This is a genomic window from Stenotrophomonas sp. RIT309, from assembly GCF_000632045.1.
Lineage (GTDB): Bacteria > Pseudomonadota > Gammaproteobacteria > Xanthomonadales > Xanthomonadaceae > Stenotrophomonas > Stenotrophomonas indicatrix.
Window position 1 is genome coordinate 1 of the sequence record NZ_JFYS01000008.1, and the last position, 16,396, is coordinate 16,396.

11 protein-coding genes are annotated in these 16,396 nt (G+C 68.1%); 5 read left to right on the top strand and 6 right to left on the bottom strand.

The genetic code is table 11. The annotated features are described in order from the left end of the window. Positions 1-456 precede the first annotated feature (456 nt). Entirely contained in the window at positions 457-864 is a 408-nt protein-coding gene (locus BW38_RS14630) for a YciI family protein (RefSeq protein WP_032975546.1), read from the top strand. Here BW38_RS14630 and BW38_RS14625 read toward each other — a convergent pair. Next, positions 842-2,923: an SMP-30/gluconolactonase/LRE family protein gene (locus tag BW38_RS14625; RefSeq protein ID WP_032975547.1), complete on the bottom strand. Its 2,082-nt coding sequence runs from the start codon at positions 2,921-2,923 to the stop codon at positions 842-844. The two genes, BW38_RS14630 and BW38_RS14625, sit on opposite strands and share 23 nt — an antisense overlap. Positions 2,924-3,097: 174 nt before the next feature. Here BW38_RS14625 and BW38_RS14620 point away from each other — a divergent pair, with 174 nt between their 5' ends. Then, complete coding sequence (locus BW38_RS14620) at positions 3,098-4,621, top strand: hypothetical protein (RefSeq protein ID WP_032975548.1); 1,524 nt, start codon at positions 3,098-3,100, stop codon at positions 4,619-4,621. Between the two features lie 7 nt (positions 4,622-4,628). Here the strand turns inward: BW38_RS14620 and BW38_RS14615 are convergent, their stop codons facing one another. After that, a complete protein-coding gene (locus tag BW38_RS14615) occupies positions 4,629-5,405 on the bottom strand; it encodes a lytic transglycosylase domain-containing protein (RefSeq protein ID WP_032975549.1) in 777 nt (258 codons plus the stop codon). 886 nt (positions 5,406-6,291) lie between these two features. Then, positions 6,292-7,665 carry a D-serine/D-alanine/glycine transporter gene (gene cycA, locus BW38_RS14610; RefSeq protein ID WP_032975550.1) on the bottom strand — a complete coding sequence of 458 codons (1,374 nt, stop codon included), beginning with the start codon at positions 7,663-7,665 and terminating at the stop codon, positions 6,292-6,294. 228 nt (positions 7,666-7,893) lie between these two features. On the opposite strand from cycA, the gene BW38_RS14605 reads away from it, so the two are divergent. After that, a complete protein-coding gene (locus BW38_RS14605) occupies positions 7,894-9,513 on the top strand; it encodes an EAL domain-containing protein (protein WP_032975552.1) in 1,620 nt (539 codons plus the stop codon). Between the two features lie 202 nt (positions 9,514-9,715). Here the strand turns inward: BW38_RS14605 and BW38_RS14600 are convergent, their stop codons facing one another. Together BW38_RS14600 and BW38_RS14595 are read right to left on the bottom strand one after the other, a co-directional pair. Next, positions 9,716-10,900, bottom strand: a complete 1,185-nt coding sequence (locus tag BW38_RS14600) for an MFS transporter (protein WP_032975553.1) — start codon at positions 10,898-10,900, stop codon at positions 9,716-9,718. Further along, positions 10,897-12,075 (bottom strand): serine hydrolase domain-containing protein, encoded by a 1,179-nt coding sequence (locus tag BW38_RS14595; protein ID WP_032975554.1) that lies wholly within the window; start codon positions 12,073-12,075, stop codon positions 10,897-10,899. Before BW38_RS14595 ends, BW38_RS14600 begins: the two co-directional genes overlap by 4 nt. Positions 12,076-12,303: 228 nt before the next feature. Between BW38_RS14595 and BW38_RS14590 the strand changes: the two genes are divergently transcribed. Then, positions 12,304-13,203, top strand: a complete 900-nt coding sequence (locus tag BW38_RS14590; RefSeq protein ID WP_032975555.1) for a LysR family transcriptional regulator — start codon at positions 12,304-12,306, stop codon at positions 13,201-13,203. A 166-nt stretch (positions 13,204-13,369) separates the two neighbouring features. After that, on the top strand, positions 13,370-14,977 hold the full coding sequence (locus BW38_RS14585; RefSeq protein WP_032975556.1) for an ATP-binding cassette domain-containing protein: 1,608 nt from the start codon (positions 13,370-13,372) through the stop codon (positions 14,975-14,977). Between the two features lie 90 nt (positions 14,978-15,067). Here BW38_RS14585 and BW38_RS14580 read toward each other — a convergent pair whose 3' ends face one another. Continuing rightward, on the bottom strand, positions 15,068-16,393 hold the full coding sequence (locus BW38_RS14580; RefSeq protein WP_032975558.1) for a GTP-binding protein: 1,326 nt from the start codon (positions 16,391-16,393) through the stop codon (positions 15,068-15,070). Positions 16,394-16,396: the final 3 nt, after the last annotated feature.

Genomic DNA, 16,396 nt, shown 5'->3' on the forward strand with positions numbered 1-16,396 from the left:
GCCCAGCCCCAGACAGATTCCGGTGGCCGAACCACCACGGGAAGATCAAGAAAAAAGGCAGAAGCAACAGCAACAGCAACAGCAACAGCAAAAGCGGTTGGCTGGCAGCCTTCGCTTTGCGAGCGAAGCGACCCGCGTTTGCCTTTTCCTGTGATTTCCCGTGGTGGACGCCGCAGGAACCTGTCCGTGGCCGGGCGGGTGGGTTGCGCAGGGGCGTAAGCGCCATGGATGGCGCGCCCGAGCCTACAAGGACGTATTCACGGCGTCCCCTGCGCAGCCCACTTGCCCGGCCAACCCGCAGAGATGCAGCTCTTCACGCCCAACCCCACCACGGAGGGGCCCCGCCGTTCGCCAATCCCCGCCGAAGGCGCGCTTCCCGCTCTGCCTTTCGCAGTGCAGCATGCCCCCGCGCAAACCTGCGCGATCATGGACCCCCGCCCCCGCCAGGACTCCGCCATGCAGCAGTACCTGCTTCTGATCTACATCGACCCGTCACTGCTGCGCACACTGCCCATCGACGACTTCAATACGTTGATGCGCGACTGCCTCGCCCATGCCGACAAACTGCAGGCCGAAGGCACGTTGCTGGCCGCGCAGAAACTGCAGCCGATCGAATCAGCGCAGACCCTGCGCGTGCGCGATGGTCACAGCCGGATACTCGATGGCCCCTTCGCCGAAACCCGCGAACTGCTGGCCGGCTTCAACCTGATCGTTGCTCGTGACCGCGATGAGGCCATGCGTATCGCCCAGGGCTTCCCGTGGGCCCGCTTCGGCAGCATCGAGGTGCGGCCGCTGGAAGACATGGACGCCGAGCGCGAACGCTGCGGCGCCCCGGCCGCGGCTATGGCAGCAGCCGTACCCTGATGTCGCGCGGGCCCACGCCTTCGTTGCCGCTGTAGTCGCGCGCACTGGCACGCACGATGTACTCGCCCGGCGGCAACGCCGCCGGCTGCCAGCGCCCGGTTTCCATCAGCCCATCGCGCACGGTGTTGGTCACCAGATAACGGAAGCGGGTGACCGCGCTGCCATGCACGGTGATGCCGCTGTCGGGTGCGTAAGCCACTTTCACCGCCTGCTTCTGCGGTGGCATGCGGTTGAAGACGATGTTCCAGCGCGGCTGCTCGTAGCCCTGCAGTGGCTGCCCGGCGGCATCGAGGATCTGGTAGCCCACCTGGTACGGCCCCAGCCGGCGACGCGGCAGGTTGTTGTCCACCTGGTCCCAGGCTTCCACCACGATCTGCACGCCGCGTCCCTGCCGGGCCAGCATCACCACGCCATCGCTGCCGGCGGCCAGTGGCTGGTCGTTGTCGTCCAGCAGCGCCACATCGGTGATGCGCGGCGCGAAGTGGTCGGCATAGCCCTTGAACCCCAGCGCCACCGCATTGGTCTCGAAACCGCCATTGCCCACGGCCAGGTGCACGTGCGCCTGGTTGTTGATGCTGCCCAGGCGGTCGCCGACGTGGATGCGTGTACCACGGCGCACGCGGATGCGCTCCAGCGTGCCGTCTTCGGCGTACAGCGGCTGCCAGCGCGCGTCGAACGGTTCGCCGCGTGGCGTGCGACCGACGCGCATGTGGATGTATTTCAACCGGTCCACGGCCAGGCCCTCAGCCTGCCCACCGAGGCTCCAGGCGGCAATCGGGCTGCTGATCTTGCCCTCGGCGATCGCCAGTACGGTCTGGCCGACATCGCCGCGCACATCGAAGCCGCCGTGCAGGTGGTGGCGGCTCTCGCCCTGGAAGGTGCCGCGCACCTCGCCGAGCGTGCCCACCACTTCGTGCCAGCCATCCTGCGGTGCCAGTGGCCAGCGCCCGCCACTGTCCGGCAGCGCCGCATCCGAGGCCGGGCCCACCAGCGCCGGTGCGGGCAGTTCACCCACCGGCAACGGGCGCAGGCGATGCAGGCGATAAGCCGCGGAATCGGCCACCAGCAGGGTGCCGTCGGCCTCCACCGCCAGACCGCTGGGGCGCGCCAGGCGTGGCAGGCGGTCATTGCCCAGCAGTGCCAGCTGATGCCCCTGCGGGGTCACCTGCACGATGCGTCCATCCAGGTCACCCACGTACAGCACGCCGTCATGCGTGGTGGCCAGTGACAGCGGGCCATTGATGACCTCCCCGCGGGCAACGACGGTGCTGACCATGCCATCGGTGCCGACGCGCCGCACTGCGTTGTTGAACAGATCGGCCACCAGCAGTGCGCCGTGCGCATCGAAGGCCAGCGCCACCGGTGTATCGAAACGAGCGTCAGCGCCAAGCGCATCGGCGAAGCCCGGGCGGTCGCCGCCGGCCAACGTACGCACGTTGCCATCGGTACCGATCACCCGGATGCGGTCATTCCAGGTATCAGCCACATAGACCTGTCCCTGCGCATCCACGGCGATGCCCATCGGCCCATCGAAGCGCGCCTGCGCGGCAGGACCATCGGCGAAGCCTTGCTGGCCACCGGCCAGCGTCGTCACCTGTCCATCGGTACTGACGCGCCGGATCGCATGATTGCCGGTGTCGGCCACATACAGGTTGCCCTGCGCATCGGCGGCAATACCCGAAGGCGTGTTGAAACTTGCCTGCAGGGCAGGCCCATCAACACGACCCTCGCCCTGCCCCGCTACCGTTTCAATACGGCCATCGGGCAGGCGGCGGCGAATGCGGTTGTTGTCACCGGCATCGGTGAAGTAGACGCTGCCATTGGCACTGGCCAGCAGCGCGTAGGGGTCGGCAAAGCGTGCCTGTGCGGCGGCGCCATCGCGATCACCGGGATGGCCATCACCAGCCAGCAGTTCGATCTGTGCGGTCCAGCCCAGCGGCGTGGCGGCCGGGCCACTCGCTACTGTCGGGCCCGATGCCGGGAACTCCCACCAGGTTGCCGCCAGCGCCACCGCTGTTGCCACCACTACGCCTGCCGCCATCCAATGCCGCCGTGCCATCGTTCCTGTTCGCCTGCCAGACCGTGAAGAGGGTCAGACGATAGTCGCTGCACTCCCGGCTGCCAAGGCCGCGCCGCTGCAAATGCGGGGGTGCTTGTGGTGGCAGCCCTTCGCGGGTTCAAATCAACGCACTTCGCATTCAAATCAACGCACTTTCCAAGGATGGATGCCGTCATGTCCCGACCTACCCTGCCTCTCGCCGCGCTGCTGCTCACCGTGCTGGCGGCAGCATCTGCACACGCCGTCGAGCCCCATCCCGAGGCGCCAGCGCAGGAGATCGCGGATACCCCCTTTTCCGCCTACCAGCAACGGTGGGAGTCGGCGTTGATGATGGCCGGCAGCGGCAACATGCTGGGTGCCATGATCGCGTTCGAACGGCTGATGGACGATCCGTTGTTCGCCCGTCTCGAGCCCGCCGTGCGTGGGCGCAACGCGCAGATCGCCGGTGCCACCGCGTTGATGCAGGATGCCCCCGGCGTTGCCCGCCGCTACCTGCAGCAGGCACTGACCGCGCTGCCGAACGACCCGGCCACGCTGGCCACCTTGGTATCGGTGGAACTGGCCGAGGACAACACCGCCGCCGCAACCCTCCACCTGCTGCAAGCGGCCACCCATGCAGATGGCCCCGTGCAGGTTGATACGCAGACCGTCAGCTACCTGCAGTACACGCTGCGTGCGCAGCCGGCTCAACGCATGGCCCTGCTGAAGAGCCTGTTCGACAACCGTTGGACGGGGGATGGCGTTGAACCCACCGGCCTCTGGCTGGTGCTGGCGACATTGCAGGTCGAGCACGGCCACAGCGCAGAGGCAGCTGCCACGATTGCCCGCATCGATACACCGCTGGAGGTGATCGCATTGCGCAGCGACAAGCGCTTCGACCGCTACGTCGATCGCCGCGATCCGCGGTTCGATCCGCAGCAGGTGGCACAGCGCAAGCTGGATGACCTGCGCGTGTCGGGCCTGCTCGACCGCCGCTTGAATGCCAAGCTGGCTGCGTTCGGCTTCATCCAGCTGATGGTGGGCGAGAACGAGCAGATCGTGCAGTTCACCGATGACATGGCGCGGATGGTCAGTGCCGGCCAGCGTCCTGCGGGTGAGGAGGCAACGTGGCTGGCGTGGCTGCTGGACTACCGCACGCTGGCACTGCGCCGGCTGGATCGCATCGACGACTCGGTGGCGGCCGCACGACTGACCGATGCGGTCGGTGCCCTTGGCCCGGACGCGGCCGAGCACCGCATGAACCTGGCCTTCATGCTGTCTGCCACTGGCCACGAACGCGAGAGCGACACCCTGCTTGCCGGCATGGACGGGCTGTCGCCCTTCGGGCTGGCGGCGCGCGCCTACCTGACCTTCGTGCATGCGCGCGAGAACAACGATCCGGCGGCAGCAGCGGCCGCGCGCGCGGAAATCGTCAGCCACCGCAAGGACGCACCCCAGATCCATATGGAGCTGCTGATTGAAGAAGGCGACATGGAGGCCGCCGCAGCCGCGCTGATAAGCCAACTGGAATCCGCAGAGGATCGCACCGACGCACTGCTCAGCCTGCAGGACATGCGCGTGTATCCCTCGCTGCCCGCGGAGCGGGTGGCCGACGAGCGCTGGCGCGAACTGAAACAGCGTGCCGATGTGCGTGCCGCGATCAACCGCGTCGGCCGGATTGAGCGCTACCCTCTCTACAGCATTTCCACATCGCGCTGATCGCCGGTCATTTTGCCGGCACTTCGATACGGATGCCCATTGCTTCGCGGTAGCGCGTATACAGGGCCATCACCTTGTCCACGTAGGCCAGGGTTTCGGCATACGGTGGCACGCCCTTGTAGCGCGCCACCGCACCGATGCCGGCGTTGTAGGCCGCCGCTGCCAGCGGACGGTCGCCGTTGTAGCGACGCAGCAGCGCGCGCATATAGCGGGCGCCGCCGTCGATGGACTGCTGCGGCGAGAACGGGTCGCGCACGCCGTATTCCAGCGCGGTGTCCGGCATCAGCTGCATCACGCCCTGCGCGCCCTTGCTGGACACCGCCAGCGCGTCGAAATTGCTTTCGGCGTGGGCGATCGCCCGCAACCAGGCATCGTCCACGCCGGTGGCCTTGGCCGCCGCCTTGAACTGTTTTGCGTGCTGGGCCAGCTGGGGCTTGCCGACCTTGCCCAGGCCTTCGTGCGCCGGTTCGCCCGGCGGTGTGGCCACGGTGAACTTCAGGAACACCCGCGAGCCGGGCAGGTTGCGGGTGGAATAGACAAGCTTGCCGTCCTGCTCGCGCTCGTACAGCACGCCACTGAACACGCCCATGTTGCCCCACAGGTTGGGGGTCTGCACGGCGCTGTCGTCGATCTCCTTCGGCGTGCAGCGCGAGCCGGGCTCCGGTGCGGTGGCCAGGCTGACGGTGTTGCCCTGCACGCAGCGGTAGACCGTGCGCGCAGCGGCCAGCCCTGGCCACAGGCCAGACAGCAGCAACAGCGCGACGAGGGCGGGACGGAGGGACATGGCGGCGGGATGATCCGGCTGCGGCCGCTAACACTGAGTGAATGGGGGGTTCGGCCGGGCGGCGCCCGGCACCCGCAGAAGCAACGGCCGCAGCAACAGCCGAAGCAACAGCAGAAGCTGGCTTCCTGAAGGTAGGCGGGGTGGGTCCGGTTGCGGGGGGCGCTGCAAGTACGTCCCTGTAAGCTCGGTCGCCGCATCCATGCGGCTCACGCCCCCGCAACCGGACCCACCCCGCCTTCGACAGATTTCCGCGATCTGGGAACGGTGTTCTGTGCTGCTGTTGGTGGGTGTCGACCATGCGGCTGTTGGTGGGTGTCGACCATGCGGCTGTTGATGGGTGTCGACCACGCGGCTTCTGGTGGGTGTCGACCTTGGTCGACACGTGTAGATCCACGCCATGCGTGGATGGGACTCGCCGAGGCCGCTCGATCTGTTGGCGAGGGTCTTGCTGACTACTGCGCCATCTCCCGCGGCGGCTGAAGGATGTCGACCATGCGGCTGTTGGTGGGTGTCGACCTTGGTCGACACGTAGATCCACGCCATGCGTGGATGGGACTCGCCGAGGCCGTTGGATCTGTTGGCGAGGGTCTTGCTGACTACTGCGCCATCTCCCGCGGTTGCTGGAGGATGTCGGCCACGCGGCTGTTGGTGGGTGTCGACCTTGGTCGACACGTGTAGATCCACGCCATGCGTGGTTGGGACTCGCCGAGGCCGCTCGATCTGTTGGCGAGGGTCTTGCTGACTACTGCGCCATCTCCCGCGGCGGCTGAAGGATGTCGACCATGCGGCTGTTGGTGGGTGTCGACCTTGGTCGACACGTAGATCCACGCCATGCGTGGATGGGGCTCACCGGGGCCGTTGGATCTGTTGGCGAGGGTCTTGCTGACTATCTCGCCATCTTCCGCCGCAGCCAATAACCGGCGCCCAGCAGCACGAACCACGCTGGGCTGGCGATCAGCGCCTGGCGGGTGTCGGCCTGCAGGCTCAGCAGTACCAGCACGGCGGCGAAGAACAGCAGGCAGGCCCAGCACATCGCCACGCCGCCGGGCATCTTGAAGATCGAGGCCGCGTGGCGCTCGGGGTAGCGGCGGCGGTAGACCATGTAGGCCACCAGGATCAGCGACCAGACGAAGATGAACAACACCGTCGCCAGGGTCGTCGCCAGGGTGAAGGCGGTCACCAGGTTGGGGATCAGGTAGATCAGCAGGGTGCCGCCCAGCAGGCACAGGCAGGAAAACAGCAGGCCCCGTGCCGGCACTGCAGCGCGCGAGAGCTTGGACAGGCCACGTGGCGCGTGGCCTTCCTCGGCCAGGCCATACAGCATGCGGCTGGTGGAGAAGATGCCGCTGTTGGCCGAGGACGTGGCCGAGGTCAGCACCACGAAGTTGATCAGGCTGGCGGCGGCGGGAATGCCGGCCAGCACGAACAGCTGCACGAACGGGCTCTTGTCCGGCACCACCTGGCGCCACGGGGTCACCGCCATGATCGCGATCAGCGCCAGCACGTAGAAGATGATGATGCGCACGGGGATCGAGTTGATCGCCTTGGGCAGGTTGCGCTCGGGGTCAGCCGTTTCCGCAGCGGTGGTGCCCACCAGCTCGATGCCGACGAAGGCGAACACCGCGATCTGGAAACCGGCGAAGAAACCCACCAGGCCCATCGGGAACATGCCACCGTCATTCCACAGGTTCGACAGCGATGCGGTGTGGCCGCTGGGCGAAGTGAAGCCCCACGCCACCAGTCCGGCACCGGTGATGATCAGCGCGCAGATCGCCACGATCTTGATCAGCGCGAACCAGAACTCCATTTCGCCGAACAGCTTCACCGTCACCAGGTTCAACGACAGCAGCAGCATCACGCAGGCCAGCGCCGGTTTCCACGCTTCCAGTCCCGGGAACCAGAACTGCGCATAGGCGGCGATGGCGATCACGTCGGCGATGGCGGTGACAATCCAGCAGAACCAGTACGTCCACCCGCAGAAGAACCCGGCCCATGGGCCAAGCAGATCGGTGGAGAAATCGATGAAGGATTTGTACTGCAGGTTGGACAGCAGCAACTCGCCCATCGCCCGCATCACGAAGAACAGCATCGCGCCGATGATCAGGTAGACGAACACGATGGACGGGCCGGCCAGGCTGATGGTCTTGCCCGAACCCATGAACAGGCCGGTGCCGATGGCACCGCCGATGGCGATCAGTTGCAGGTGGCGGTTGGACAGGCTGCGGCGCAGGTGCTCGGGGGGCGTGGCGGGCTCGGTCATGGGCGCGGGAAGGGGCGGGTGAAGCGTTCGACGTTAGTCCTCCCGCTGCCACAACGCCAGCGCCGGACGGCCCAGGGCCGTCAGCAAGTGTCACTTTCACCACAATGTGACCCGTTACCGCCTTTGTCCCATTCCGCCCAGCCCTGCGCCGTGTTCATATACCGCCATCGCCCAAGGACCGGCCCCGCCCATGTGCCCAGCCCTGCACACCTCTCTGGAGCCCCGGTCATGAGCCGACTGCGGGTCATCATCGGCGGCACCGTCCTGGCCGTGCTGGCCGCTGCAGTGCCGATCGCGGTCATGGTCTATGCCACCTGGGACCGTGCCGTAAGTGTCGAACAGCAGCGGCTGCATGCCATCGCCGAGCGCAGCCTGCGCCGTACCGAAGTGTCCTACCAGGAAGCGCTGGCGGCATTGAAGTCGGCCGAGGCCACCGTGCTGCCGCCCTGCGGGGCCGAACACATCCAGCGCATGCAGACCCTGGTGATGACCACGCCATCGTCGGACCAGATGGGCTACTTCGAGGGCGGCAAGCTGCGCTGCACGTCGTGGGGGCCGTTCCAGCAGGATGTGGACCAGCCCACGCCGGACCACGTCACCAGCGATGGTGCCGGCATCACCGTCAACGTGCGCCCCGAGGCGGCTGGCCGGCGGCCGATGCTGTCCATGATGTACGGGGCCTACGACGTGCTGGTCGACCCTCGGCGCTTCGTCGACGTCATCGTCGATCCGGACGTGCGGCTGGCCCTGGCAAGTCCGGATGGACGGCTGCTGACACAGCAGGATGGCATGGACCCGGCCCTGCTGCAGCGCCTGCTGCGTGAGCCCGGCGAAGGCCTGGACCGCGATACCCTGTATGCCAGCGCGCGCAGCGGTGAATGGCTGGCGATCGCCACGGCGCCGCGCACCGCGCTGGCGGCCACGTTCCGGCAGCAGGCGTGGCTGTTCGTGCCCTTGGGCCTGCTGATGGCCGCCGCCGGTGCCGGCCTGGTGATCTGGCTGTCGCGACGACGGCTGTCGATGCGCGGCGAACTGGGCATCGCCATCCGCCGCCGCGAACTCTACCTGCACTACCAGCCCATCATCGAACTGGACACCGGCATCTGCGTCGGCGCCGAGGCGCTGGTGCGCTGGCAGCGCCCCGACGGCACGCAGGTGCGTCCGGACCTGTTCATTCCCTTGGCAGAAGAAGCCGGGATGATCGCTGCCATCACCGACCTGGTGATCGAGAACGTGGTTGCCGACATGCGTGAGCTGCTGGCCGAGGATCGCAGTGCACACATCGCGATCAACCTGGCGGCCGAGGACATCAGCAGCGGACGTGCGCTGAAGGTGATCTCGCAGCGCATGGCCGGCAGCGGCATCCTGCCGCAGCAGATCTGGCTGGAGGCCACCGAACATGGCTTCCTCGACATCGACCGTGCCCGCACCATGCTGGCCGCGGCGCGGCGCGCGGGCCACAGCGTGGCCATCGATGACTTCGGCGTCGGCTATTCCAGCCTGCAGTACCTGCAGCAGCTGCCACTGGATGCACTGAAGATCGACAAGTCCTTCGTCGATGCGATCGGCACCGAAAGCGCGACCAGCCCGGTCACGCCGCACATCATCGGCATGGCCCGCGAGCTGGGCCTGTGGGTGGTGGCCGAAGGCGTGGAAACCGAAGCGCAGCTGGCCTACCTGCACAGCCAGCACGTGCAGTTCGGCCAGGGCTGGCTGTTCTCGCGGCCGTTGCCGCGCGATGAGTTCATCGCCTTCCACCGCAAGCGCCAGCAGCAGTACGGCGCGGCGCGGGAGCACATGCAGAATCCGCGCAGCGTGCCGTTCGAGCGCGAGCAGGCGGGGGAGTAGCCGGCGAACGGCGCCGCCCCTCGTGGTGGGTCGCATAAAGCTGTTCGTGGGTTGGCCGGGCGGTACAGATCTCTGCGGCGTTCCACCACGTAAATAGAGAAGAGAAAAGCAACAGCGGGTCGCTGCGCTCGCGCGCGCTGTTGAGCTTCGGCCGGGGTAGTGCCGGCCGCTGGCCGGCAACCCCGTCATCCTTGATCGACGCCTACGCCCAGGCCTTCGGCCGCGCCCAGACCCACAGGCCGCACACCACCAGCAGCAGCAACGGCAGCCAGGCCAGGTGCTGGGCGCCGCTGGCCTGCAGCATCAGGCCGCCGCCGACGCCGCCGGCGGCGATGGCCAGGTTCCAGCCGGTCACCAGCATCGACTGCGCCAGGTCGGCGGCGGCACCGGCGCGGCGCGCCAGGGCGGTCTGGAACAGGGTGGGTACCGCACCGAACGCGACGCCCCACAGGATCGTCACCAACAGCAGCACGCCCGGCAGGCCTGGCCACAGCAGCAGCGAAACCACCGCCATCACGAAGCCGATCACGCTGGCCCACACCAGCGCGCGCAGGTGGCGATCCACGCCCCAGCCGGCGATGGCGATACCCACGATCGCGGCGATGCCGAATGCCAGCAGCAGCCGGTCCAGCCACGCCCCGGCGCCGGCCTGCACTGCCAACGGCTCGATGTAGGTGTACAGCACGTTGTGCGCCAGCACGTACAGCACCATCACCAGCAGCGTGCTGCGGATGCCGGGCATGCGCCAGACCGAACCCAGCGACATGCGCCGGCCTGCACCGGCCGCCGGCAACGCGGGCAGCGCCCATCGGGCGTAGCCGAGCAGCAGCACCGCCAGCACGCTCATCAACGCGAACGCCCAGCGCCACCCGATCTGCTGGCCCAGCAAGGTGCCGGCCGGCACCCCCAGCGACAGCGCCAGCGGCGAGCCGATCATCGCTACCGCGATCGCCCTTCCCTGCAGTTCCGGCACCACCATGCGCGCGGCATAGCCGGCCACCAGCGACCACAGCAGGCCCGCGCCCACACCCGCCAGGAAGCGCGCCACCAGGGTCAGCACGTAGTCGTGGCTCAGCGCGGTCACGGTGTTGACCACCATGAAGCCGGCAATCGCCGCCAGCAGCAGCGGACGACGTGGCAGGCGCTGGGTCAGCGCAGTCATCGGCAACGCAGCCAGCACCGAGCCCAGTGCATACACGCTCACCAGCTGCCCTGCGGCCGCGTCGCTGACGCCGAGGCTCTCGCCCATCGGCCGCAGCACGCCCGCTGGCAGCGTTTCGGTCAGCAGGGTGATGAAGCCACCACCGGCCAGTGCCAGCAGCCCGCGCCACGGCAAGCGCGTTGCTTCACCCGCCGGAGCCCCTGCATCAATTGCGTGGCCGCTCATCGCAGCGTCTCCAGATCGGCGTACACCGCATCGCGCAGTTCATCGACAAACGCGCCATGCATGCCTTCGTACAGCGTGTTGGTCAGCGCGACCACGCTCAGGCTACGCGCCGGGTCCACGAACCAGCTGTGGCCGTAAGCACCGCCCCAACGCCATGTCCCTGCGGTCTGCGGTGTGCCGCTGGCCGCTGCATCACGCAGGACCGCAAAGCCGAGGCCGAATCCCCAACCCGGCGGATCAACCGGTCCCAGCTCGCCGACCTGTGGGGTTCCCATCTGTGCAACCACGCTGTCCGGCAGCAGCTGCGAGGCGCGCACATCGCGCAACGCTTCCAGCACGGCCATCACCTCATCGGCACTGCCCACCAGCCCCGCGCCTGCCGACGGATAGCGGTGTGGATCGGTCGCCCGCGCCACGCTGTATTCGATGCCCACCGAGCCCTCGAACGCAGGCACCACCTCGCCCTCCCGCAACCGATGCGGCTGCGGCAGGTCACTGACATACGGCGTGGCCAGACGACTACCCTCGGCGGTGGCGAACGCGGTGTCGCGCAGGCCCAGCGGCTGCGCCAGCAGCCGGTCGAACAACACCTGCAACCTTTCGCCGGTGGCCGCTTCAGCCACGGCGCCCGCCACATCCACGCCCAGCGAGTACAACCACTGGCTGCCCGGCGCGAACAACAGCGGCGCCTGCGCGATGCGCTGCACGTTCTGCTGCAGCGTCACCGGGTTCGCGTCCATGCCATCGCTCACACCCGCCTGCGCATAAGGCTCCTGGGCATCGGCTTCCAGGAAGCGGTAGCCCAGCCCACTGCTGTGGCTGAGCAGCTGGCGCAGGCTGATCGGCGGGCGGCTGCCATCGGCCAGTGCCGGGCGGAACGCCGGCAACCAGCGCTGCACCGGCGCGTCCAGGTCCAGCACCCCGTCTGCTACCAGGCGCAGGATCACCGTGGTCAGCAGCGGTTTGCTCACCGAGGCCAGCCGGAACAGGTGGTCGCGGCGCATCGGCGTGTTCGATTCACGGTCGGCCAGGCCACTGGCGCTGGCGTGGCGCAGCACGCCGTGCTCGCGCACCAGTACCACCGCACCGACCAGGCGCTGCGGATGCACGGCCCGCAGCAGCGCGCTCACCGCGGGCAGTGCCGGTGCGGTATCAACAGGAAGGGCGAGTGTCATCGGGGTGATCCGTGGGGAGAGGCCCGCCACGGTAGGCAGCTCCGGCGCCGGCAAAAAGCGGGGCGGGGCTCCGTGCATCATGGACCGCAAGGTCCACAATCGGCATGATGCCCGGAACCACTGGGCCGCACCGACCCTCCAGGCCCGCGCACCGCAGTGTTGCGCGGGCCACGTCAGCGGGCCGGACTGCCGCGCCCTACCCTGCCCACTTTCGCAGCGACCTTCCCCATGTCCGTCCTCGACAACCTGGCCAACCTGCAGACCTTCGTCCACGCCGCGGACACCCGCAGCTTCGTCGACACCGGCCGCGTGCAGGGCATCTCCGCCTCGGCCGCCGGCAAGTGCGTGGCCCGGCTTGAACACGCACTCGGCGTGCGCCTGTTCCACCGCAGCACGCGCAGCATCACCCTCACGGCCGAGGGCCAGCTGTTCCTGGCACGCTGCCGCCGCATCCTCGACGAATGCGATGCCGCACGCACCGAACTGGCCCAGCAACATGCAACCCCCAGCGGCACCCTGCGCATCAGCCTGCCGCTGGTGGGCGACCTGACCCTGCCGCTGATGGCCGAGTTCATGGCGGCCTACCCGGACATCCGGCTGGAGCTGGATTTCTGCGATCGCCTGGTCGATGTCATCGAGGAAGGCTTCGACGCCGTGCTGCGCGTTGGCGAGCCCAGCGATTCACGCCTCACCGCACGCCGCCTCGGGGTGTTCCCACGCCGCGTGGTTGCATCGCCGGCGTACCTGCAACGGCATGGCGTTCCACGCACGCCGGCCGACCTGCTGCAGCACCGCCTGCTGCACTACCGCTTCCCCAGCACCGGCAAGCTCGAGCCATGGCCGATCCTCTGGCCCGAAGGCGAAACGGCACAGGATCTGCCGGTGCACCTGGTCGCCAACACCATCGAAGCGCGGGTGGCACTGGCGCTGCGCGACGGGGGCCTGGCGTTCGTGCCGGTGCATTCGGTGCGCGATGCACTGGCCGATGGCCGGCTGGTCACCGTGCTTGAAGAGCACGTGCATTCCTGCGGCATCTTCCACCTGCTGTGGCCCTCCGGCCGCCACGTGCTGCCGAAGCTGCGGGTATTCATCGAATTTGTCGGCGCGCGGCTGGATACGGTGCCTTGACCCAGCGCCACGGCCGCGACCATTCAGCTCGCGGCGCTATACTGCCCGCTCATTCCCCACCGAGGCTCGCGACCAATGCGCCAGTGATGCCGCCGTCTTCGCACTAGACGGCCCGACTCTTCCCGCCCCTGCGCGCAGGGGAGAACCAGGCATCCATGGAGGTCGCATGACTTCGCATTCCCTCACGCTCGATCGCGTGTCGTATCGGTTGGCCGATGGCCGACCGTTGTTTTCCGATCTGTCCTTTTCCTTCGAACCGGTGGCCACCGGGCTGGTCGGCGCCAATGGCGCCGGCAAGAGCGTGCTCGCGCGCCTGCTCGCCGGCCAGCTGTCGCCCGACGATGGCCGCGTGCACCGCAGTGGCCAGGTGTTCCTGTTGCCTACGCCGGGCTATCCGCCACGTGGCACGGTGGGTGAACTGGCCGGCGTCGGCGCCGAGCTGGCGGCACTGGCGCGCATCGAAGCAGGCAGCATCGATGAAGCCGATTTCGCCTGCGTGGGCGACCACTGGGACCTGCGCGAACGCCTGCAGCAGCAGTGGCAGGCGATGCAGTTGCCGACCGACCTTGATCCGGCGCAGCCCGCCTCCCGGCTCAGTGGCGGCCAGGCGATGCAGGTGGCGCTGTCCGGCGCGTGGGCCAGCGGCGCGGACTGGCTGATCCTCGACGAGCCAAGCAATCATCTCGACGCCCGGCATCGCCACCAGCTGTACGCACAGCTGCAGCAGTGGCAGGGCGGCCTGCTGGCCATCAGCCACGACCGTGGCCTGCTTGCGCAGATGGCGCAGATCGTCGAACTGGACGCGCACGGCCTGCATCGTTACGGCGGACCGTGGCAGCACTATGCCGACACACGCGCCGCCGAACGCGAGGCCGCCGCCGCGCAGCTGGAGCATGCCCGTGCCCAGCACCGGCAGCGGCAACGCAGCGCGCGCGAACAGAACGAGCGCCAGCAGCAGCGGCAGGCACGTGGCAACCGCGAAGCGCGCGAGGCCAACCAGGCACCGATCCTGCTCGGTCGGCAGAAGCAGCGCGCCGAAGCGAGCCACGGCCGTGCGCAGCAGATCCAGAGTGATCGCCTGCAGGCCAGCGCAGCGCAGGTGCGCGCCGCCGCTGCGGCAGTACACGTGGCACCAGAACTGGCGTTGTTCAGTGGCGAGAGCGAGCGTGGTCAGGGCCGCCTGCTGCAGGCGCACGATCTGGTGCTGCCGCATGGCTGCAACGCGGCGCTGCAGCTGGAGATCAGGCGCGGCCAGCGCATCGCCGTCGTGGGCGACAACGGCAGCGGCAAGTCGACCCTGCTGCGCGTACTGGCCGGACAGCTGGCGGCGCGCAGCGGTCAGGTGCAGCGGCATGCGCCGCTGGCCCTGCTCGACCAGCAACTGCTGGGGCTTGCAGGTGAACAGAGCATCCTCGATGCCGTGCGCGCTGCGAATCCCGCGGCCGATGCGGGTGAACTGCGTACGCGTCTTGCCCTGCTGGGCCTGGATGCGCAACGCGTCCAGCGCCCGGCCAGCAGCCTCAGCGATGGCGAGCGGGTGAAGGGTGCGCTGGCCAGCGTGCTGTACGCCGATCCTGCCCCGCAGCTGCTGTTGCTGGACGAGCCGGGCAACGCGCTGGACCTTGCTGCGCTGCAGGCGCTGGAAGAACTGCTGGCGGCGTGGCCGGGGGCGTTGCTGATGGTCAGCCATGACACCCACCTGCTGCAGGCGCTGCGGCCAACGCAGGTGCTGCAGGTCGGTGATGCAGGTTGGCGGTGGCGCGATGCGTTGTAGGGCCGGGCACGTGTTCGGCTCCTGCAGGCATTCATCCACGCATGGCGTGGATCTACTGCCAGCCTCTCATCCACGCGTGGCGCAGACGCATCAACGCTTCCACACCGGGAACGCCTGCGGCATCTGCTGCCACAGCAAGGGCCCGGCCTGCAGCTCGGTGTCGTTGAGCAGGCACGCATCCAGGGCCGACCGCACCACACGCTCGTCCATGTGCACGCCGATCACCACCAGTTCCTGCCGGCGGTCACCCCACAGCGGATGCCACAGGCGTGCCATCGCCGAGTGCGCGGCCGCGTCCGGGAATTCCCGTACGTCCGGCAGCGGCGCGCTCCAGCAGTCGGCCTGCTGCCGGGCCCAGCCCAGATCGCTGTAAGGCAGCGGCGTTGGCGGCAGCAGCGGCGTGGTGTCCTCCTGGCCGGCGCGCACCCGCTCGCGCGCCGCATACCAGAAGCCCGCCGCCTGGGTGCGTGTGACCGCGCCCACACTGTTCAACTCACCCACCCAGTCCATGCGGTTGGCCAGCCAGAACCAGCCCTTGCTGCGGATCACCCCGGGCATGCCGTGCTGCAATGTGCGCGCGAAACGGGCGGGATGGAACGGCCGCCGTGAGCGATAGACGAAGCTGCCGATGCCGTACTCCTCGGTTTCCGGCGTGTGCTCGCCACGCAGTTCCTTCACCCAACCGGGGGCCTGCTGCGCGCGCTCGAAATCGAAGCGACCGGTATCCAGCAGCTCGGCAAGCGGCACGTCGCCGAAACTGGACAGCAGCAGCTTCGCGTCGCGATTCAAGCCGCGCAGCACGGCCAGCGTGTCCTGCAGCACTTCGTCGTCCACCTGGTCCACCTTGCTGACCACGATCACATCGGCGAATTCCGCCTGCTCGCACAGCAGGTCGACCACGCCACGATCATCATCCGGCCCCGCCTGCTGGCCACGCTCGGCCAGGCGCAGTGTGGAACCGAAATCGGCCAGGAAGGCACTGCCATCCACCACCGTCACCATCGTGTCCAGCCGTGCGATATCGCTCAGGCTGAAGCCGTGTTCGTCGCGCACCGCGAAGGTCGCCGCCACCGGCATCGGCTCGCCGATCCCGGTCGATTCGATCAGCAGGTAGTCGTAGCGGCCGCTGTCGGCCAGGCGCCGCACCTCCTGCAGCAGATCGTCACGCAGCGTGCAGCAGATGCAGCCGTTGCTGAACTCCACCAGCGTCTCTTCGGTGCGACGCAGTTCGGCGCCGCCATCGCGCACCAGCTGCGCATCGATGTTGACCTCGCTCATGTCGTTGACGATCACCGCCACCCGCAGGCCATCGCGGTTGCGCAGGATCTGGTTGAGCAGGGTGGTCTTGCCGGCACCGAGGAAGCCGGAAAGCACGGTGACCGGAAGGCGGCGGTCGGCGCGGGAAACAGTGTTCATGTC